General features: G+C 65.8%; 18 protein-coding genes. 8 read left to right on the forward strand and 10 right to left on the reverse strand.

All coding sequences use genetic code 11. From position 1 onward, the window contains the following. Positions 1-27 precede the first annotated feature (27 nt). The 4 genes from AC0Z35_RS27990 to AC0Z35_RS28005 all read right to left on the reverse strand — a co-directional run bounded on the left by AC0Z35_RS27990 (position 28) and on the right by AC0Z35_RS28005 (position 4557). The gene (locus AC0Z35_RS27990) at positions 28-1203 is read right to left on the reverse strand and encodes an acyl-CoA dehydrogenase family protein (protein ID WP_319304795.1); all 1176 of its coding nucleotides are present in this window, start codon (positions 1201-1203) and stop codon (positions 28-30) included. After that, positions 1200-2024 (reverse strand): SDR family NAD(P)-dependent oxidoreductase, encoded by an 825-nt coding sequence (locus AC0Z35_RS27995; RefSeq protein ID WP_046807280.1) that lies wholly within the window; start codon positions 2022-2024, stop codon positions 1200-1202. The genes AC0Z35_RS27990 and AC0Z35_RS27995 overlap by 4 nt, the downstream gene beginning before the upstream one ends. An 88-nt stretch (positions 2025-2112) precedes the next feature. Continuing rightward, on the reverse strand, positions 2113-3297 hold the full coding sequence (locus tag AC0Z35_RS28000) for a lipid-transfer protein (protein ID WP_485133053.1): 1185 nt from the start codon (positions 3295-3297) through the stop codon (positions 2113-2115). 195 nt (positions 3298-3492) lie between these two features. Continuing rightward, complete coding sequence (locus AC0Z35_RS28005) at positions 3493-4557, reverse strand: AraC family transcriptional regulator (protein WP_485133052.1); 1065 nt, start codon at positions 4555-4557, stop codon at positions 3493-3495. A 193-nt stretch (positions 4558-4750) separates the two neighbouring features. Between AC0Z35_RS28005 and AC0Z35_RS28010 the strand changes: the two genes are divergently transcribed. Beyond that, complete coding sequence (locus AC0Z35_RS28010) at positions 4751-5920, forward strand: CaiB/BaiF CoA transferase family protein (RefSeq protein WP_485133051.1); 1170 nt, start codon at positions 4751-4753, stop codon at positions 5918-5920. Positions 5921-6031: 111 nt separating this feature from the next. Beyond that, positions 6032-7030, forward strand: coding sequence for a tripartite tricarboxylate transporter substrate binding protein (locus AC0Z35_RS28015; protein WP_485133050.1), 999 nt, complete (start codon positions 6032-6034; stop codon positions 7028-7030). 57 nt (positions 7031-7087) lie between these two features. On the opposite strand, the gene AC0Z35_RS28020 is transcribed toward AC0Z35_RS28015, so the two are convergent. The 5 genes from AC0Z35_RS28020 to AC0Z35_RS28040 form a co-directional block, all read right to left on the reverse strand. Next, positions 7088-7462: a tautomerase family protein gene (locus tag AC0Z35_RS28020; protein WP_006220931.1), complete on the reverse strand. Its 375-nt coding sequence runs from the start codon at positions 7460-7462 to the stop codon at positions 7088-7090. A gap of 145 nt (positions 7463-7607) precedes the next feature. Then, a complete protein-coding gene (locus AC0Z35_RS28025; RefSeq protein ID WP_120156559.1) occupies positions 7608-8861 on the reverse strand; it encodes a quaternary amine ABC transporter ATP-binding protein in 1254 nt (417 codons plus the stop codon). Beyond that, positions 8858-9715: an ABC transporter permease gene (locus tag AC0Z35_RS28030; RefSeq protein WP_046807274.1), complete on the reverse strand. Its 858-nt coding sequence runs from the start codon at positions 9713-9715 to the stop codon at positions 8858-8860. Before AC0Z35_RS28030 ends, AC0Z35_RS28025 begins: the two co-directional genes overlap by 4 nt. Before the next feature lie 273 nt (positions 9716-9988). Then, positions 9989-10990: an ABC transporter substrate-binding protein gene (locus AC0Z35_RS28035; protein ID WP_046807273.1), complete on the reverse strand. Its 1002-nt coding sequence runs from the start codon at positions 10988-10990 to the stop codon at positions 9989-9991. Positions 10991-11467: 477 nt separating this feature from the next. Further along, positions 11468-12763, reverse strand: a complete 1296-nt coding sequence (locus AC0Z35_RS28040) for a class I SAM-dependent methyltransferase (RefSeq protein ID WP_485133049.1) — start codon at positions 12761-12763, stop codon at positions 11468-11470. 206 nt (positions 12764-12969) lie between these two features. On the opposite strand from AC0Z35_RS28040, the gene AC0Z35_RS28045 reads away from it, so the two are divergent. The 6 genes from AC0Z35_RS28045 (at position 12970) to AC0Z35_RS28070 (ending at position 18909) form a co-directional block, all read left to right on the forward strand. Further along, positions 12970-14118 carry a Bcr/CflA family multidrug efflux MFS transporter gene (locus AC0Z35_RS28045; RefSeq protein ID WP_104144188.1) on the forward strand — a complete coding sequence of 383 codons (1149 nt, stop codon included), beginning with the start codon at positions 12970-12972 and terminating at the stop codon, positions 14116-14118. A 337-nt stretch (positions 14119-14455) separates the two neighbouring features. Continuing rightward, on the forward strand, positions 14456-14692 hold the full coding sequence (gene rpmB / locus AC0Z35_RS28050; protein WP_006385639.1) for a 50S ribosomal protein L28: 237 nt from the start codon (positions 14456-14458) through the stop codon (positions 14690-14692). A gap of 37 nt (positions 14693-14729) precedes the next feature. Next, the gene (rpmG, locus tag AC0Z35_RS28055) at positions 14730-14897 is read left to right on the forward strand and encodes a 50S ribosomal protein L33 (protein WP_003810296.1); all 168 of its coding nucleotides are present in this window, start codon (positions 14730-14732) and stop codon (positions 14895-14897) included. 147 nt (positions 14898-15044) lie between these two features. Continuing rightward, positions 15045-16274, forward strand: coding sequence for an ABC transporter substrate-binding protein (locus tag AC0Z35_RS28060; RefSeq protein ID WP_120157585.1), 1230 nt, complete (start codon positions 15045-15047; stop codon positions 16272-16274). Then, a complete protein-coding gene (locus tag AC0Z35_RS28065) occupies positions 16274-18151 on the forward strand; it encodes an ABC transporter permease (protein WP_120156561.1) in 1878 nt (625 codons plus the stop codon). The genes AC0Z35_RS28060 and AC0Z35_RS28065 overlap by 1 nt, the downstream gene beginning before the upstream one ends. Next, a complete protein-coding gene (locus AC0Z35_RS28070) occupies positions 18148-18909 on the forward strand; it encodes an ABC transporter ATP-binding protein (RefSeq protein ID WP_485133048.1) in 762 nt (253 codons plus the stop codon). The genes AC0Z35_RS28065 and AC0Z35_RS28070 overlap by 4 nt, the downstream gene beginning before the upstream one ends. On the opposite strand, the gene AC0Z35_RS28075 is transcribed toward AC0Z35_RS28070, so the two are convergent. Then, positions 18885-20690 carry a SulP family inorganic anion transporter gene (locus AC0Z35_RS28075; RefSeq protein ID WP_485133047.1) on the reverse strand — a complete coding sequence of 602 codons (1806 nt, stop codon included), beginning with the start codon at positions 20688-20690 and terminating at the stop codon, positions 18885-18887. The two genes, AC0Z35_RS28070 and AC0Z35_RS28075, sit on opposite strands and share 25 nt — an antisense overlap. Between the last annotated feature and the right edge of the window lie 105 nt (positions 20691-20795).

Genomic DNA, 20795 nt, shown 5'->3' on the forward strand with positions numbered 1-20795 from the left:
CGAGTCCCGCGCAAGGTGCCGGCCGCTTTACGCGGCCATGCCCCGCGCGATGATTTCTTTCATGATTTCATTCGAACCGCCGTAGATCTTGCCCACGCGCGCATCCGCGTACATCCGGGCAATGGGCGTTTCCAGCATGTAGCCGTAGCCGCCGTGCAATTGCAGGCATTCGTCGATGACCTGGCAATTCATCTGGGTGGTCCACCACTTGGCCATCGCGGCGGTGGGCAGGTCCAGCGTGCCCTGCAACTGGCGCGCGATGCAGTCGTCGACAAAGCGCGCGGCGATGGTCGCAACGGTTTCGCATTCGGCCAGTTTGAAGCGCGTGTTCTGCATGTCGATCAGCGCCTGGCCGAAGACCTGCCGCGTCTTGGTATAGGCCACGGTGTCGTCGATGGCGCGCCGCATGGTGGCCACCGCGCCCACCGCGATCAGCAGCCGTTCGCGCGGCAATTGCTGCATCAGCTGCGTAAAGCCCTGCCCTTCGACCTCGCCCAGCAGGTTGGCGACGGGCACGCGCACGTCGTCAAAAAACAGTTCGGCCGTATCGCCGCTTTTCTGACCCAGCTTTTCCAGCAGGCGTCCGCGCCGAAAGCCCGGCAGGTCATCCGTTTGCACCATGATGAGCGACACGCCGCGCGATCCGGCGTGCGGGTCGGTCTTGGCCACCACGCAGATCAGGTCGGCGTGCAGGCCGTTCGTGATGAAGGTCTTGGAACCATTGAGGACGTAGGTGTCGCCGTCGCGCCGGGCCGTGGTGCGCACGCTTTTCAGGTCGGACCCGGCGCCCGGCTCGCTCATCGCGATGGCGCCTACGTGCTCGCCGGTGGCCATGCCCGGCAGCCAGCGCTGCCGCTGCGCTTCGGTGCCGTAGTTCAGGATGTAGTGCGCCAGGATGGCGCTGTGCACGTTGTTGCTAAAGCCATGGACCATGGCGCGCGCCTGCTCGGCCGCCACGATGGCTTCGTGCGCGAAGCTGCCCGCGCCGCCGCCATAGGCCTCGGGCATGCTGACGCACAGCAGGCCCAGGCGTCCGGCCCGTGTCCAGATGTCGCGATCGGCGTGCTGCTGCTTGCGCCACCGTTCTTCGTCCGGCGCGAATTCCTTTTCGAAGATGCGGCGCGTCGCATCCTGGAACAACGCCAGGTCGGCGTCCATCCACGCGGCGCGTGGCGGTTCCATCGGATTAGGCAGGCGCGTCATGGGCGGCCGCCACCCACGACCAGCACCTGCCCGCTGACGTAGTTCGATTCAGGCAGGCAGAACAGATAGACCGCGCCCGCCGCCTCGGCGGGCGTGCCGGCGCGGCCCAGCGGGATCAGGCTTTCGGCGTTCTTGAGCACCTGCGGGTTGACGCCCACCTTGATCTGACGCCCCTGGATGTCCAGCGTGGTGTCGCCGTCGGCCACGGCGTCGGTCAGCCGCGTCTTGATCAGGCCGAACGCCACGCTATTCACGTTGACTTTGTAGCGGCCCCATTCCTTGGCCAGCGCGCGCGTCAGGCCGTTGATGCCGGCCTTGGCGGCGGCGTAATTGGCCTGGCCGGCATTGCCCATCACGCCCGAGGTGGACGAGATATTGACCACCTTGCGGAACACTTCGCGCCCTTCGGCGGCCTCGGCCTTGGCGGCTTCGCGGATGAAGCTGGACGCGGCGCGCAGGATGCGGAAAGGGGCGGATAGATGCACGGCCAGGATTTCATCCCATTGCTCGTCCGTCATTTTCTGAATGACGTTGTCCCAGGTGTAGCCGGCGTTGTTCACGATGATGTCCAGGCCGCCGTAGGTATCGATTGCCGCGTTGACGAAACGGTCGGCAAAGCCCGGCGCGGTGACGCTGCCCGGGCATGCCTGGGCCTGGCCGCCCGCTTGGCGGATGCGCGTCACCGTGTCTTGCGCCGGTCCGTCGTCCAGGTCGTTGACGACAACCCTTGCGCCTTCGCGCGCCAGTTTCAGCGCGATCTCCTGGCCGATGCCACGGCCCGAGCCGGACACCAGCGCTACCTTGCCTTCAAGTGTTCCCATCGTTGTTGTCTCCTGACTGGGTGCGGGGCGGCGAGTATCGGGTATCGATCCGCCGCCAGATGTTGGATGCGTGTGGCGCTGGCCGCCGTCACGCGGCCTGGTACAGCGTGACGACGCAAGCGCCGCCCAGCCCCAGGTTGTGCTGCAACGCCAGCCGCGCGCCCTCGACTTGCCGCAAGTCGGCCTGCCCACGCAACTGCCAGACCAGTTCGGCGCACTGCGCCAGGCCCGTCGCACCCAGCGGATGGCCCTTGGACAGCAGGCCGCCGGATGGATTCGTCACCACGCGGCCGCCGTAGGTATTGTCGCCATCGACAATGAATTTTTCGGCTGTGCCCTCGGGCGTCAGGCGCAGGCCCTCGTAGGTGATCAATTCGTTTGCCGTGAAGCAGTCATGCAGTTCGACGACGTCAAGGTCGGCGGGGTCCACGCCCGCGGCCTCGTACACGCGGTCGGCGGCGGCGCGCGTCATGTCCAGACCGACCAGCCGGCGCATGTCGGCGGAGTCGAACGTGGACGGCGTGTCGGTCGTCATGGCCTGCGCGGCGATGCTGACGCCGGGCCGCAAGCCGTGGCGCCGCGCAAACGCGTCCGAACACAGAATGGCCGCCGCCGCGCCGCAGGTGGGCGGGCAGCATTGCAGGCGCGTCAGCGGATCGAAGATCATGGGCGCGTCCATCACTTCGGGCAGCGTGACGGTCTTGCGGAATACGGCGTACGGATTGCGGGCCGCGTGCTGGCGCGCCTTGACCGAGATGCGCGCGAACGTATCGGCGCGTATGTCGTGCTGCTTGATGTAGTCGCGCGCGGCGCCGCCGAAAAATTGCGCGGCGCGCGGCGTGGCGGCGTCATAGCCCTGCGCGTCGGTCATGGCCGACACGAAGCCGGCAAGTGGCGACGGCCGGTCTTCGTACACGCCTTTCAGCGCGCCGGGCACCATTTGTTCAAACCCCACGGCCAGCGCACATTCCACCGCGCCGCTTTCCACGGCCTGCCGCGCCAGGAACAGCGCCGACGAACCGCTGGCGCAATTGTTATTGACGTTGAAGACGGGAATGCCGGTCAGGCCCACGCCATACACCACGGCCTGACCCGAGGTGGAATCGCCATAGACGTAGCCGGCATAGGCTTGCTGCACGGCGTCGTAAGGCACGCCCGCATCGGCCAGGGCTTCTTGCACGGCGCGCATCCCCATCACGGAATAAGGGTCGCTGGCGCCGGGTTTGCAGAACGGAATCATGCCGACGCCGGCCGCCCATACTTTTCGATTCATGCGGGGTTCTCCTGAAGTGTGTCGCGGTGGCGGGCTGCGGGTCGGCGGATCGGCGGATCGGCGTGTTTGCAGATTTTGGATTGCGGATTGCGGATTGCGGATTGCGGATTGCAGATTGCGGATTGCCATCGTCACCGACCTTGCCCAGCCCGTAGCTTGGCGGCTTGGCGCGGCGCGCGGCAATGGCCGCAGGCGTCAAACGGATTGGCGGAAAGTGTCAGGGGCCGACGGCGCGCGGCCAGGCATCGATGCCGGTGCGCAGGCCAGCTGGGTGCGGCGGTATTCGCCGGGAGACACGCCGGTCCATTTCTTGAACGCGCGATGAAAGGTGCTGGGTTCGGAAAAGCCCAGCCGCGCGGCGATGTCCACCAGCGACAGATCCTGACGGCCCAGGTATTCAACGGCGGCATCGCGCCGCAGATCGTCCTTCAGTACCTGAAAGCCCTGCCCCTCGTCGCGCAGATGGCGCCTGAGCGTTTGCGGCGTCATCGACAGCTGCGCGCTGACCTGCGCCAGCGATGGAAGGTCCCCCGACAAGTCGTTGCGCAGCAGGCGGCGGATGCGATCGGTAAGCGTGGCGCGGTCTTGATACTTCACCAGCAGGTCGAACGGCGCGTTCGCCAGAAAGGCGTGCAGCGCCTGCGCGTCCTGCACCACGGGCAGGGCCAGCCACCGGGCATCAAGCCACAGGCCGGTGTCGGGCCGGCCGTACCGTACCGGCGCGTGAAAGACTTTTTGCGCGTCGGCGCTACGCGCGCCGGCTTTGTAATCCACGCCCAGGATGGGCAGGCGGCGCCCCGCCAGCCAGTTGGCCACGCCCAGCGTGAAGAACAGAAACGTGCGCTCGCCGTACCACTGCGTGCAGTCCGGCGCGCCGCGGGCGTCCAGCACGATGCGCGCGGTATCGCCACTGACGCACAGCCGCGCGGTGAAGTCGCGCAGCACGCCATGGTAGTAGCGAAACGCCACGCGCAGCGCCTGGCCCACGGTGCCTTCCTGCAAGGCCAGCCGGCAGGCGTGGGCAAAGGCGCCCAGCGGCACCGGATGGCGCCCCATGCCCAAAAAATCGTCACGCGTGGCGCGCCGCAACATCCGCAGGATCTGTGCGAACTGGGCCTGCGATACGCGCGCCAGTGGCGCCTGCAACAAGGCGGGCGGCACCTGGGCGCGCCGCAGCACGCGTTCCACGTCCACGCCGCGCGCGCGGGCGCCTTGCAGGATCTGGGCGATGTGCCCCACGGCGATGGTGTGATGCGTCATGGCGGATTCCTACGGCGGGGGCGCGAACCGAGTCGGGTCGATGGTAGCGAAAGCCATGCGGCCAAGGAATGCCCGGCGTGAGCATTCCCGCCAAGCGGAATCATCCATTTCGCCATTGGATCGGCGCAAAGCCGCGCCTAGACTGGCTTTTGCCGCTGGCTGGCTGCCTCTTCGTATTTACCGGAGTCCCTCTTTGGATACGCCGAACACCGCCCCGCTTGCGGGCATCAAGGTGCTGGACCTGTCGCGATTGCTGCCCGGCCCGCTGGGCGCGCAGTACCTGGCCGACCTGGGCGCCGACGTCATCAAGATCGAGGACACGCAAGCGGGCGACTACGCGCCGCCCGCGTTGCGCGCCGTGTGCAACCGCAACAAGCGCGGGCTGCGGCTGGACCTGAAGCATCCCGAAGGGCAGGCGGCGCTGGCACGGTTGGCGCGCGACGCCGATGTGGTGATCGAGAGTTTCCGGCCTGGCGTGACGGCGCGGCTGAAGGCCGACTACGCAACGCTGTCGCGACACAATCCCCGGCTGGTGTATTGCAGCATCACGGGCTACGGGCAGGATGGCCCGCTATGCGATGACGCGGGGCATGACCTGAACTATGCGGCGGTTGCGGGCGTGGCGGACCAGATGGGGTGTGGGCCGGATCAGCCGGCCTTGTCGAACCTGCCGGTGGCCGACATTCTGGGCGGCTCGCTGACGGCGGTGATGGGCATCCTGGCGGCGCTGGTCGATGCGCAGCGCACGGGGCGCGGACGCTATGTGGATATCGCCATCGCCGACGGCTTGCTGGCGGCCGCGGTGGTGCCGCTGGCCACGCTGAACGCGCAAGGCGCGACGCGGCCCGCCGGCGGCGACACCTTGTCGGGTGCGCTGGCGTGCTATGGCCAATACCGAACGCAAGACGGCCGCTATCTGGCCGTCGCGGCATTGGAACCGAAGTTCTGGGACACGCTGTGCCGCAGGCTTGAGCGGCCGGATCTGCTGGCCTGGCATCGGGATGAAGACGCGAGACGGCAAGCGTGGGTGCGGTCGGAATTGCAGCAACGGTTTGGATCGCAACCGCTGGCGCATTGGCTGCAATTGCTGGACGGCGCCGACTGCTGCGTCGCGCCGGTGCTGAAGCTGGCCGAAAGCCTGGCGCATCCGCACTACGCCGCGCGCGGCATGGTGCACGCGGCGCGGCACACGGAATACGGGGCCGGCGCGCAGGTGGCCAGCCCGGTAAAGATGTCCGGCTTTCAATTCGCCATCCGACGCCAGGCGCCGCTGCCGGGCGAACACACCCACCAGATCCTGCGCGACGCCGGCTATGACGACGCCGCCATCGCCAGCCTGTCCACGCGCGGCATTGCGCGTTGAGGCGGGCGGGAAGCCGTTGCCGTGCCCCTTGCTGTGACACTTGCCGCGCCTTGCGGTGCCTGTCGCTGTGCCCCTTGCTGTGCCCCATAACAAATCAGGATGGAGACAACCATGACGGATTCCTCTCGCAGCAGCATCGCCTTGCCCCGACGCCGCAGCCTGCTCAAGCTGGGCCTGATCTTGCCGGCCACGTTGGGCCTTTGGCGCGGCGCCCAAGCCGCCACGTTTCCGGCACGCCCGATCACGTTGATCGTGCCGTTTCCGGCGGGTGGCGCCACCGATACGCAGATGCGCGCGCTGGCCGTGGCGGCTTCCAAAGAAATGGGCCAAACCGTCGTCATCGCGAACCGCCCCGGCGCGGGCGGCACGCTGGGGCCGGCCGCGATGGCGCAGACGGCGTCGCCGGACGGCTACACGATCTCGGTGGTGGTGGGCACGCTGTTTCGCTACCCGTTCCTGCAACAGGTGAACTACGACCCGGTCAAGGACTTCACCTACATCGCCTGCATGACGGCCTATTCCTACGGCATCGTGGTGCGCCAGGACGCGCCCTGGAAAACGCTGGACGAACTGATCGCGCACGCGCGCGCCAACCCCGAGAAGATCAGCTACGGCGGCACGGGCGCGGGGGGCTCGGGCCGCATTGCCATCGAACGCCTGTCGCGCTTGACCGGGGCACGGTTCAACTTCATTCCGTACAAGGGCGCGGCCGAAGAAACGACGGCACTGCTGGGCGGCCACATCCAGATGGTGTCGGACGCGGGCTGGGGGCCGATGATCGACACGGGCCGCGCGCGGTTGTTGGCCATCGTCGGCGACGCGCGCGCCAAGCGCGTGCCCGACGTGCCGACGCTGACCGAACTGGGCTACCCCATCGTGGCGACCAACCCAGTCGGTATCGCCGGCCCCAAGGGCATGGACCCGAAGATCGTCGCCGTGCTGCAAAAGGCCTTCCACCGCGCCTCGCGCGACCCCGAGTACAACCGCGCGCTGGACAATGCCGACCAGCCGCACATGCTGATGGACAGCGCCGCGTACACGGAATTTGCAGTCAAGCAGGTGGCCGAGGAAAAACACTTCGTGGCCGAACTGGGCTTGAAGATGCAATAAGGCCGGGCGCAAAAAAGCCGCGCGGGATCTTCGCGCGGCGGATGCGGCAACGGCAGCTTAGCGGCCGGCGGCCTTGGCGCTGATGCCGTTGGCCACGCCCATGTCGACCTTGGGCACGTCGCGGATCAGCACCCGCACGTCTTCGCCCGAGATATCGATACTGCTGCACACGGCCTGGTTCAGCGCGGCGATCAGCGCGGCCTTTTTGGCTTCGTCGCGCCCTTCGATCAGCGCCACGTCGACGCGCACCATGCGCTTGCCGATTTCACCGGCCACGATCACGTTTTCAGCGGGCACTTCCTGCAAGACGATGCGCACGCTGGGCAGCGGCGCGGCAATGCTCTGGACGACCGCGTCGGACGCGGCGCGCAACAAGGCGGCCTTCTGGGCGGCCGAGTGGCCTTGCAGGATCTGGACATTCAAAATGGGCATGACGGCTTCCGGTGATTCGAACGGGGAACGCCGGACGCGTGGCCGGCCAGCCATCATAAAACGACTTTGCCCGGCTGCAAGCGGATTGCAGCCGGGCAAAGTCGATACGCCCTAAAACAGCGGGGCGCGGGGGTGCGAACGAGGGTCAGGCGGCCTGGTCGCGGGGCTCGTGCACGGGTTCGCTTGCCAGATCCATCGCGGCGGGTTCCGCCGTGGCGTTTTCCGTGAGCGCCGGCGTCACCAGTTCAACGACCTTCTTGCGCGACAGCATGCCCAGGAATTCGTCGTCTTCGCCGGTAACGGCAACCGGTTGGTCGCTGTGCACCAGTTGGGCCAGCACTTCGCCCAGGCCGGCGGTGGCCGGCACGGACGCCAGGTCTTCCACGAAACGCGACACATCGCGCACGCCTTCCTGGATGGCCTGCTCGGCCGCCTTGGCGGTCAGCACGCCGGCCAGGCGCTTGCCGTCCAGCACCGGCGCGTATTCGTAGTCCATGGCGCGCATGCGGTCCAGCGCGTGCGCCGGACGCGAACGCATCGTCAAGGTCAGGCGCGCGGGGTTGACGGCGTGCGTGGCGTTCAGCACCTTGGTGCGGTTCACGTCTTGCAGGAAGGACTGCACGTAGTCATTGGCCGGATTCAGCAGGATGTCTTCCGGCGTGCCTTCCTGCACCAGTTCGCCGTCCTTCAGGATGGCGATGCGGTTGCCCAGGCGCAGCGCTTCGTCCAGATCGTGCGTGATGAACACGATGGTCTTGTTCAGCTTGGCTTGCAGTTGCAGCAGCTGGTCCTGCATTTCGCGTCGAATAAGCGGGTCCAGCGCCGAGAACGCTTCATCCATCAGCAGGATTTCGGCGTCGGTGGCCAGCGCCCGCGCCAGGCCCACCCGCTGCTGCATGCCGCCGGACAGCTGGTGCGGATACTGGTTTTCGAAGCCGGCCAGGCCCACCTGCTCAAGCCAGTCGCGGGCGCGCTTCTCGCGTTCAGCCTTGCCCACGCCCTGCACCGTCAGGCCGTATGCGGCGTTGTCCAGCACGGTGCGGTGCGGGAACAGGCCAAAGCGCTGGAACACCATGCTCATCTTCTTTTGACGGAAGATTTCGAGGTCTCGCTTGTTCAGGCTGACGACGTCCACGCCATCGACCAGGATGTGGCCGGCGCTGGGTTCGATCAGGCGGTTGAAGTGGCGGATCAGCGTCGACTTGCCGGACCCGGACAGGCCCATGATGACGTAGATGCTGCCCTCTTCAATCGACAGGCTGATGTCGCGCAGGCCCAGCGTGTGGCCGCTTTCGGCCAACAGCTGTTCCTTGCTCATGCCGCCCTGGGCGGCCGCCAGCCATTTCTTCGGATGCGATCCAAAGACCTTGTAGATGTTCTTGACTTCGATCTTGCTCATCGCTGGCCTCCCATGCGCATGCGCTGTCCATACGATTGCGTGATCCGGTCGAACAGCACGGCCAGCACCACGATACCCAGGCCCGCCAGCAGGCCACGGCCCACTTCCAGGCGGTTGATGCCCAGCAACACTTCATAGCCCAGGCCGCGCGCGCCGATCATCGATGCAATCACCACCATGGACAGCGCCATCATCGTGGTCTGGTTGATACCGGCCATGATGTTGGGCAACGCCAGCGGCAATTGCACGCCAAACAGTTGCTGGCGCGGGTTGGCGCCAAAGGCGCGCGACGCTTCCAGCACTTCGCGGTCGACCAGGCGGATACCCAGGTCGGTCAGGCGGATCAGCGGCGGCACGGCGTAGATCACGGTGGCGATGATGGCGGGGATCTTGCCCAGGCCAAACAGCATCACAACCGGAATCAGGTAGACGAAGCTGGGCATCGTCTGCATCACGTCCAGCACGGGCAGCATGATGGAACGCAGCCAGTTGATGCGTGCCATCAGCACGCCCAGCGGGATGCCGATCAGCACGGACAGGCCGGCGGCCATGATCATCAGCGCCAGCGTCTGCATGCCGGCGTCCCACAGACCCAGCACGCCGATGACGCACAGCAGCGCGCCCATGGCCAGGCTCAGGCCGATGCGGCGGCTGACGCCCCACGCGATCGCGATGGTGACGGCGACGACGGCCCACCAGGGCGAGTTGCGCAGCAACTGCTCCAGCCACACCAGGGCGTGCAGGACCGGCTGAGACAGGGTCTCTAGCGTGTCAGCGTAGTTGGTGACCAGGTGATCGACGAACCCGTCGATCGCCGCCCTGACCTGACGGGCGGGAATAATTTCAGGAAACATAGTTTCGACTCCATTCTTTGGCGCTTTCCGGCGGCCGGTGGCCACCACGCATTCCGGATTCCGGAGGGGCATGCGGCCGGGGCGCTTTCTTGACGAAAGCGGGCCACAAAGCAGGCCACATACGGTGCAACGCCTTTTGCTGGCGGCGGGGTAACAAACGCCCGGCCAGCGGCCATCTCAGGGGAAAAAGCCCGATGCAAAGACCGCAACGGGCTTTTTCCCTTAAGGCGGCCGGCCCGCGCCATGACAGCGCGAGGCCGACTTCCGATACGGTTACAGCGCGCTTTGGACGCGCGTGGCGACGTCGGCGGGAACCCACTTGGTCCAGACGTCGGGCTTGTTCTTCAAGAACCACTTGGCCACGGCGTTCGATTCATCACCGGACTCTTCCATGTGGGCCAGGGTTTCGTTGATGACCGGCAGCGGCACCGACACCTTGGACAGGAACTCGGTCAGCGTGGGCGCTTCTTCCGAGAACTTGGTGTTCACCGCCGTGAAGACGGGGTTGTCCGGGTAGGCGCTGGGCTCGGGCTTGGCGCACTTGGTCGACGTCAGGCACTTGTGCTTTTCGGCATCGTAAGGCGGCATGTCGAGCTTGACCAGATCCATCGCGCCCACCAGCGGCGTGGGGGACCAGTAATAGAACACCACGTTCTGCTTGCGCTTGTAGGCCGACATCAGCGCGGCTTTCTGCGCGGCGCCCGTGCCGGGCGAGTACAGGGTGTAGGTGTCGTCCAGCTTCAAGGCGTGGAACAGGTTGTTGCTGGTGACTTCGCAACCCCAGCCCGCCGGGCAGCCGTAGAAACGGCCCTTGCCGGGTTCTTCCGGATCCTTGAATTCGTCCTTGAACTTGGGCAGGTCGGCGGCGGACTTCAGTTCGGGCAGACGTTCAGCGGTGTAACGCGGGATGTACCAGCCTTCGGCGCCCATGTACAAGTCGCCGATGCGCTTGACCTTGCCGGTCTTTTGCGCGCGGTCCCAGGGGTCTGCCACGCTGTTCAGCCAGATTTCGGTATTGATATCCAGATCGCCGCGCTCGAGCGCGGCCAGGGCAGGCAGCGTTTCCGTCGGCAGGGTTTCGGTCTTGCAACCGTAGCCCTTTTCCATGATGAAACGTTCGACATCGACCAGAACCAGGTTGGATTCCCAGTTCATGGCGCCGAAATTGACCGGGCGCTTGATTTCACACTGCGGAGCGTCGGCGGCTTGGGCCGCGCCGGCAAATGCAAACATAACGGCCGCGGCGGCCAGGGTCTTGACAGGGGTAAAACGCATTGGCTTTTTGCCTCCATAGGTTCAAGGACACACGCCGGGTCTGGCCCGGAAGTGCCGTGGAGCTAAGGGGGTTGTGCGGAAGACGGGCAGAACCGCCAATACAAACCGACACTAGCGACAAGAACAACCGCAAAGGCGCGGGTTCTTGCAAGACAGGAGTTTCAAAAACATGGTTTTTGAAAACCCACAGAAATTGAACAAAACTGAACGAAGAAGGCAGCATCTTAAACGAAATTGCTGCGCTGCCCAAGTGCAAGCCTGAATAAGTCAGATACATTCCCGGCCGAAAAGCTACGGGATTACCCTTGTCGATCAGGGGTGGTTTATGAATTTCCCCTGGGGAATATTGGTATCAAATGGCCGATACATTCAGTTAATATTTTAATCTTATCAGTACATACAGCGCGTTCCAGCGGCCTGAAAAGCGCGTTCCGGTCCGCGGTCGAAGGCTTTTTATTGTCCTTTTTCGGCTTGTATTCAGCGGATATTCAACGACTGGTCAGCGGGCAGGACTTCGGAGTCGCCATACATGTAGTCGCGACGCCACGGATAGGCCAGGTCGGCCGGGTTGTCCAATTCGTCGGCGCGGCCCACGGCAGGCGTCTGGCCCAGGATCTGATGCAGCGCGATCCAGCCGTGCTCGAATGCCATGGCGCAGCCCGCCAGGTACAGGCGGTAGGCACGTAGCGACCGGGCGCCCTCTTCCCCGTGCAGCACCTGCGCCGCTTCGGGCAGCCGGGCTTCCAGCGCATCGCTCCATGCCCACAGCGTGCGGGCGTAATGCGGGCGCAGGTTTTCAACGTCCACCTCTTCCAGGCCGCCATTGGTCATCGCCTGCATGACCACGCTGATGTGCGTCAGCTCACCGCCCGGAAAGATGTACTTTTCGATGAACTCTCCCATGCCGTTGCCCAGTTCGGCGTTGTAGACGCCCGCCGCGGTGATGCCATGGTTCATGATCAGGCCGCCGGGACGCAACAGACGGCGCAGCTTGGCGAAATAGTCATCCAGCTGCGCGCGGCCCACGTGCTCGAACATGCCCACCGAGGCAATCTTGTCGAAGGGCGCGGTTTCATCCAGCTTGCGGTAGTCCAGCAGCGACATGCGGACCCGGCCCGACAGGCCCTTTTCCTCGATCAGCTTTGTCACATAGGCGTGCTGGTTGCGCGACAGCGTGATGCCGGTGGCGTCCACGCCATAGTGCTCGGCGGCCCACAACAGCAGCCCGCCCCAGCCCGCGCCCACATCCAGAAAGCGTTCGCCCGGGCGCAGCCGCAGTTTGCGGCAGATGTGATCCAGCTTGGCCTCCTGGGCCTGCGCCAGCGTCATGTCCGGCGTGCGGAAATAGGCGCAGGAATACACGCGGCGCGGGTCCAGCCACAGCGCATAGAAGTCATCCGACAGGTCGTAGTGGAATTCGATCTGCTTGGCGTCGCGCTCGATGGAATGGCGCCACACCGACATCACGCGACGCACCAGTTCGGTCAACCAGCCGCCGCGCGCGGCCTCCACGGGCGAGCCCGGCAGCAACGCCGAGGCGGCCGCCATGACGTCGCGCATATTGCCTTCGATATCGATGCGCCCTTCCACGTAGTCCTGCCCCAGCACGCCGACGGCGCCTTCGGCCAGGTGCACCAGCGCGGCCTTGTCGTGCGTGACGAATCGCACGCGCGGATCGGGCGGCCCGACCACCGCGCCATCGGGCAGCACCAGTTGCACCGGCACCGGCAGGGCTTGAAGTTTGCGTTCCACGACAGACAGCAAAGGATTCACGGCATCTCCACTGAACACGACAGGTCGTCGGCGACTTTATCGGAAAAGCGGTGACATTTCCCTGTCAGGTGGCGCGTGATAAAGTCGCTGGCTTGGCGCTGAACGGACGGGTAACCGAGACGCGCGCCCTGTCCCTGCGTTTTACCGCGATCACCATGTCCCCATCATCTGTTTCCCGCAGCGGCCTGCCCGGCTGGCTCATTCTCATGGGCGCGCTGACCGCGATCGGTCCGTTCGCCATCGATATGTATTTGCCGGCGTTCCCGACCATCGCGGCAAACCTGGGCGTGCCGCGCGGCGATGTCGAACGCACGCTGGCCGCCTACCTGATCGGCCTGGCGCTGGCGCAGGTGTTCTACGGCCCGATGGCCGACCGCTTCGGCCGCAAGCCGCCGCTGATGGTGGGCCTGGCGCTGTTCATGATTGCCTCGCTGGGCTGCGCGCTATCCGGCTCGGTCCAAGCGCTGACCGGCTGGCGCGTGGTGCAGGCCATGGGCGGCGCGGCCGGTATCGTGATCCCGCGCGCCGTCATTCGCGACCACTACGAAACCCACGAAGCCGCGCGCGCGATGTCGCTGCTGATGCTGATCATGGGGCTGGCCCCGATTCTTGCACCGCTGGCGGGCGGGCAGTTGCTGGCCATCGCGTCCTGGCGCAGCCTGTTCTGGATCATGCTGGCTGGCGGCGCAATGCTGATGGTGGCCGTGGCCCGCATCATGAAGGAATCGCTGGCGCCCGAACGCGTGGTGCCACTGCGCTGGAGCACCATCTTGCGCAACTATCGCGACCTGTTCCGGCATCGTGGCTTCATGGCGCACAGCCTGGCGGGCGGCTTCGGCCAGGCCGGCATGTTTGCCTACATCATTGGATCGCCGCGTGTCTTTATCGAGCTCTACGGCGTGCAGCCGCAGTACTACGGGCTGCTGTTCGGCACGAATGCGCTGTCGCTGATCGTCTGTTCGCAGATCAGCGCGCGACTGCTGCGCACCTATCAGCCCCGCCAGTTGCAGCGTTACGCGCTGACGTCGCTGGCCATTGCCAGCCTGGTCGCGGTGGGCTTGACGCTGGCCGGTTGGATGACGTTGCCTCTCTTGATGGTGTGCTTGATCTGCTACATGGGCAGCCAGGGCTTCGTGAACCCGAATTCGGCCGCGCTGGCGCTGTCGGACCAAGGCAAGCGCCTGGGCGCGGCGTCGGCGCTATTGGGGACGCTGCAATTGTCCTGCGGCGCGTTGGCCGGCTTTGCCGTCAGCGCCTGGCAGACCGACAGCGCCCTGCCCCTGACCACCACGCTGGCCACGTGCGCGTGCCTGTCCTGGATCTCGGGGCGTGTGGCGCGTTCGCACACCGCCTGACGCACTGCCGCTTGATCTGCCTGCGTTTTTCGTATTAGAATCTACGTCTTCACATGAAGTTTCCCGTGCGGGACTACTATGCTTTGTAGTTCAGCACTCTGACCCCAACCGCGCATTTCGGTACTTTGGCAACAACCCAGGTACACGGCGGATGGCAGGCAGCGGGTATAAGCACGGGGCAGGTTCCACTTGCCCCTCATCCACTAAGACTGGGTGGCCGGCAGCGCAACACAGTGCGCACCAAAAGTGCACTACAGCGCACTACAGCCCGGCGGCTAAAACCCTGTCTACCTCCCCCAAGCGATGCGCGACAAGAACGACATAAAGAGGTGCATCCATGGCACGCGTATGCCAAGTGACCGGCAAAGGCCCGATGGTGGGCAACAATGTTTCGCACGCGAACAACAAGACCAAGCGTCGCTTCCTGCCCAACCTGCAATCGCGCCGGTTCTGGGTTGAAAGCGAAAACCGCTGGGTTCGCCTGCGTGTTTCGGCCAAGGCCATCCGCACGATCGACAAGAACGGCATCGACGCCGTGCTGGCCGAAATGCGTGCCCGCGGCGAACTGGCCTAATCGGCCTCCCCGCCAATCTACATACTAGGAGCACGACATGGCCAAAGGTATCCGCGAAAAGATCAAGCTCGAGTCGACTGCCGGCACGGGTCATTTCTACACGACGACCAAGAACAAGCGCAACATGCCCGAGAAGATGCTGATCAAGAAATTTGATCCGGTCGCTCGCAAGCACGTTGACTACAAGGAAACCAAGCTGAAGTAATTCAGCCGGTTTTCCAGGTAGTGAAAAGCCCCGCCTCGCGGGGCTTTTTTTGTTGGCGCGGAGCGTTTTTTATTATTGCCGCGCGGCAAAGGGGCGTGCTTCAATTGGCCGCTACCCTGCCCCGACCCCTTGCCTGCGATGACCGCCATGCTTCGTCCCTGCCTTACTTTGCTGCGCCGCGCGCTCGCGCCCGCACTCCTGGCCCTGGCACTGACGCCTGTTGGCGCCGCCACCACCAAGGACAAGGAACCGCCCATACGCATCGGCGAGATCAACAGCTACAAGGCCATTCCCGCCTTTCTTGGCCCCTACAAAAAGGGCTGGCAACTGGCGGTGGAAGAGGTCAACGCCGGTGGTGGCGTGTTGGGCCGGAAGCTGGAAGTGATTTCGCGCGATGACAACGGCAACCCGGGCGATTCGGTACGCGCCGCCCAGGAGCTCATTGCCCGCGAAAAAGTAGAGCTGATCTTCGGCGGCTTTCTGTCCAACACCGGCCTGGCGCTGACCGACTTCGCCAAGCAGCAGCAGGTGTTTTTCCTGGCCGCCGAGCCGCTGACCGACAAGATCACCTGGCAAGAGGGCAACCGCTACACCTGGCGCCTGCGCCCGTCCACCTGGATGCACGTGGCGGCGCTTGCGCCCAAGGCCCTGGCCTTGCGCAAGAAGCGCTGGGCCATCGTCTACCCCAATTACGAATACGGGCAGTCCGCCGTGGCCACCTTCAAGGCCATGATGAAGTCGTTCCAGTCGGATGTGGAATTCGTGGCGGAACAGGCCGTGCCGCTGGGCAAGGTAGACGCGGGCGCCGTGGTGCAGGCCCTGGCCGACGCCAAGCCCGATGCCATCTTCAACGTGCTGTTCGCCGCCGACCTGACGCGGTTTGTGCGCGAGGGCAACACGCGCGGCTTGTTCGAGAACATGCCGGTGGTGTCCGTGCTGTCGGGCGAACCGGAATACCTGGAACCGCTGGGCGCCGACACGCCCAGCGGCTGGATCGTGACCGGCTACCCCTGGTACGCCATCGACACCCCCGCCAATACCGCCTTCGTGGACGCCTACAAGAAGCGCTACAACGAAACGCCCAAGGTGGGCTCGGTGGTGGGCTATGCGTCCCTGATGTCGATCGCCCAGGGGCTGAAAGCCGCCGGCGCCGTGGATACGGAAAAGCTGGTGGACGCGTTTGGCGGCCTCAAGGTGGACACACCCTACGGCCCGATCCAATACCGCAAGATCGACCACCAATCGACGATGGGCGTCTACGTGGGCGTCACGGCGGTGGAAGACGGCAAGGGCGTCATGAAAGACTTCGCCTACATCGACGGCGCGCGCTTGCAGCCGCCCGATGAGCAGGTGCGCAAGATGCGTCCCGCCAACTGATGAGCCTGTCGGGGCTGCTGTCGCAGCTGCTTAACGGCCTGGCGGACGCCAGCGCCTTGTTCCTGGTGGCCGCGGGCTTATCGCTGATCTTCGGCGTGACCCGCGTGGTGAATTTCGCCCACGGCTCGTTCTACATGCTGGGCGTGTACCTGGCCTGGACCTTCACCAACTGGTTCGGCACCGGCCCCGCTTATTGGCTGGGCTTGCTGCTGGCCGCGCTGGTGACCGGGCTGGTCGGCCTGGCCGCCGAATGGTTGGTGCTGAAGCGGCTGTACCGCGCGCCCGAACTGTTTCAACTACTGGCCACCTTTGCACTGGTGCTGATCATCGGTGATGCGGCACTGGCCATCTGGGGCCCCGAGGACCTGTTCGCCGCGCGCGCGCCGGGCCTGTCCGGCGCCGTGCAGATTCTGGGCCGGCGCTATCCGCAATATGACCTGCTGCTGATCGCCGCCGGCCCCGTCGTGCTGGGGCTGCTGTGGCTGCTGCTGATGCGCACGCGCTGGGGCCGTTTGCTGCGCGCCGCCTCCGAAAACCGCAACATGCTGGCCGCCCTGGGCGTGAACCAGGCGTGGCTGTTTACGTCGGCCTTCACGCTGGGGGCGTTTCTGGCCGGGCTGGGCGGCGCGCTGGCCGCACCGCGCGTGCCGGCCACGCTGGGCCTGGACCTGGAAATCATCGCCAGCGCTTTTGTCGTGGTGGTGGTGGGCGGGCTGGGCTCCATTCCCGGCGCGTTCCTGGCCGCGGTGCTGATCTGCTCGGTCAAGGCTGTCTTCGTATTCCTGGGCCAGGTCGCCATCGGCCCCTGGGTGTTCAACCTGTCCAAACTGACCTTGCTGGCGGAATTTGCCGTGATGGCGGTCGTGCTGGTGGTGCGCCCCTGGGGATTGCTGGGCCAGCCGCCTGCCCCCGCGTCGCACGCCGGCGCGCCGGAACGGCCCATTACCCCCGCCGGCCCGCGTACGCGCTACGCCTATGGCGCGCTGCTGGTGCTGCTGGCCCTGGTGCCCGTCGCCACGCTGCAATGGCCGTATCTGGGCATCCTGATGACCGAGATCCTGATCGCCGCCCTGTTCGCCGCCAGCCTGCATTTTCTGACCGGCCTGGCGGGCATGACGTCGTTCGGCCACGCTGCCTGGTTTGGCCTGGGCGCGTATGGGGCCGCCCTGCTGCTGAAGCTGGCCGCCATCCCCATGGAAGCCGCGCTGTTGCTGGGCCCCTTCGCCGCGGCGTTCGGGGCGCTGCTGTTCGGCTGGTTCTGCGTGCGCCTGTCCGGCGTGTATCTGGCCATGTTGACGCTGGCCGTGGCGCAGATTCTGTGGGCAATGGCCTATCAGTGGGACGACGTCACCGGTGGCAGCAACGGCCTGATCGGGCTATGGCCGTCGGCGTGGCTGTCGCAAGGCCCGTGGTTCTATTACGTGACGCTGGCGCTGTGCGCGGCAGGCATCGCGTGGCTGCGCCGGCTGGCGTTTGCGCCGCTGGGCTACGCGCTGCGCGGCGTGCGCGATTCGCCGCTGCGCGCCGAGGCGCTGGGCATGGACACCCGCCGCGTGCAGTGGGCGGGCTTTGTCGCGGCGTCCTTCGCGGCGGGGCTGGCCGGGTCGTTGTACGCCTTTTCCAAGGGCAGCATCGCACCGGACGTGCTGGCGGTCAGCCGGTCGGTAGACGGGCTGGTGATGGTGTTGCTGGGCGGCCTGCAAACGCTGGCCGGGCCGCTGGTTGGCGCGGCCGCCTACACCTGGCTGCAAGACGTTGCCGCGCGCAGCACCGAGTACTGGCACGCGGTGCTGGGCCTGGCCATCCTGGTGCTCGTCATGGCATTTCCCGATGGCCTGGCGGGCGCCGCCGCGCGCCTGAACCGGAGGCGCGCATGACCTCGCCCACCTCCCCCTTGTTGCAGGTGCAGGGCCTGCGCAAGTCCTTTGGCGGAATCGACGCCTTGGCGGGCGTGTCGTTCACGCTGGACGCCGGTCAGATGCTGGCGCTGATCGGGCCAAACGGCGCGGGCAAGTCCACCTGCTTTAACGCGCTGGGCGGCCAGTTGCGGCCCGATGCCGGATCCGTGCGGCTGGGTGGCCGCGAGCTGGTCGGCTTGTCGGCGGGCAGGATCTGCCGGCTGGGCGTGGGCCGCACCTTCCAGACCGCAGCCACGTTTCGTTCGATGACGGTGTGCGAAAACGTGCAGACCGCGCTGCTGGCGCGCGACCGCCTGCTGTTTCGCGCCTGGCGCCGCGCCGGCCGCCACGCGCTGGACGAGGCCATGAGCCTGCTGGCGCAGGTCCACATGGCGGACAAGGCCCACGCGCATTGCGGCACGCTGGCCTATGGCGACGTCAAGCGGGTGGAGCTTGCCATGGCCTTGGCGCACCAACCACGGCTGCTGCTGATGGATGAACCCACCGCGGGCATGGCCACCAACGAGCGGCACGCCCTGATGCAGCTGACGCGACAGTTGGCCGACAGCCGGCGCATCGCCGTGCTGTTCACGGAACACAGCCTGGACGTGGTGTTCAAACACGCGGACCGCATCGCGGTACTGGTGCGCGGGGCTCTGCTGGCCGAAGGCGCCCCCGCCGTCATCGCGGCGGATGAGCGCGTGCGGGCCGCCTACCTGGGTACGGAAACACCCTGATCCGGCGAGGCTTGCGCGGGGGTCTGGCATTCCCAGAATATCCGCGCCTGGCAGCCCGCACAGATACCGCGATCCAGCCTGGCGTAGATGTCGCGCAGCGCGGTCGCCTTGTCGGGGTAGATATGGTCCGCCCCCAACCGATCCAGGAATCCCGTACGGCGCCACATGTCCAGCACTTCGGGCCGGGGGCGGTGGAAATACAGGTCGCCGCCCATCGCGCGCCGCGCAACAAGTTCGTCTTCCCATACCTCGGCGCCGGCCAGATCGATGAAGTTCATGCTCTTGGCCATCACCAGCAGATGGCGCGGCGCCTCGGGCGCTTCGCGCAGCTCGTGCAGCCGCTGCGCCACGTGCGCCGCCGCGCCGAAGTAGATGGACCCTTCCATGCGCAGCAATTTCAGCTGCGGGCATTCCGGCAGCGCGTCGGCTTGGTGTGCCAGCACCACGAAGCGCCGATCCGGCCCGCGTGAATCAAAGCCCATCGTGCGCATGGCGGGGCGCGAGGTGCGGTGCAGGTAGGCCATCAGCGACAGCACGGTGCCCAGCAAAATGGCCACTTCCATGCGGATCGTGACGGTGGCGGCCAGCGTGGCGGCGGCAATGGCGCATTCGCCCGGCTGCATCCGGATCAACTGGCGCCAACGCGGGATGTCCAGCAACGTCCATGCCACCAGCAACAACAGCCCCGAGATGGCGGCGTTGGGAATCATGGCCAGCAGCGGGGCGGACAGGGCCACCAGCACCACCAGCAACACCGCCGAAAATACCGCCGCCAGCGGCGTCTTGGCGCCCGCTTCAAAATTGGGAATCGACCGGTTCAACGAACCGCAGGACAAGTAGCAGGAAAAGAAGCCGCCCACGATGTTCGACAGGCCCTGCCCCACGAATTCGCGGTTGGCGTCGATACGCTGACCCGACCGGGTAGCCACTGCCTTGGCAATGGATATCGATTGCGCCAGGGCCACGATGGTCAGCGCGAAGGCCAGGCTCATCAGGTCGGGCAAGGCGCGCCAGTCGACGCTGGGCACGTGGAACGGCGGCCACGGCTGCGCGATGGCGCCCACCACCGATACCGCATCCCCACCCGCCTTGGCCACCCAAGAATTGAACGCCGCTGCCGCCACAGAACCGGCCACCAGCCCCAGCAACATGTAGGGCTTGCGCTTGTCCAGCCGCCGCACCAGCAGCGCCACGCCCAGCGTGGTCAGCGTGACCAGGACGGCGCCGGGATGCACTTGATCCAGATGCGTGCCCACACTGACAAGCAAGGCGCCCGCCCCGTGCGACGCGGGCGACGGCACACCCAGCCCCTCTTTCAAGGCATGCACGGCGATCAGCAGCGCGGCACCGCTGGTGAAACCGAACAGCGCCGACGGCGAAATGAAATGTGCCAACGACCCCAGGCGCAGCGCGCCCACCAGCCACTGCATCACCCCCACCAGCACCGTGACGGCCAGCGCCAGTTCGATATAGCCGGGGCTGCCCGCGACCGCCAGCGGTGTCAGCACCGCGAACAAGGCCAGCGAATTGGCATTGGTCGGACCCGACATCACGTGGCGGCTCGACCCGAACAAGGCCGCGACGATACAGGGCACGATCGCCGAATACAGCCCGTATTCAGCAGGCAGCCCGGCCAGTGTGGCGAAGGCGACGCCTTGCGGCAGCACCAGCAGCGCGCCCAGCAGGCCGGCGAACAGGTCCGCCCGCAACGTGACGCGGCTGACCTCGTTCACCCATGAACCGAACAGGCGGCTCGCCAGTTTGCTTGCCGCTTGCGTCATCGTGTCGCCTGCTCCATCGTGCCTCCGGGGCGCCAAAAGCCGTCTAGCGTAATCCCTCGCTGGGGTGCGCGCAACGGCCTATGCGCGCAAAAGAGGCATGCGGGA

This window comes from Achromobacter sp. 1L-A-4-B-C2 (assembly GCF_057291955.1).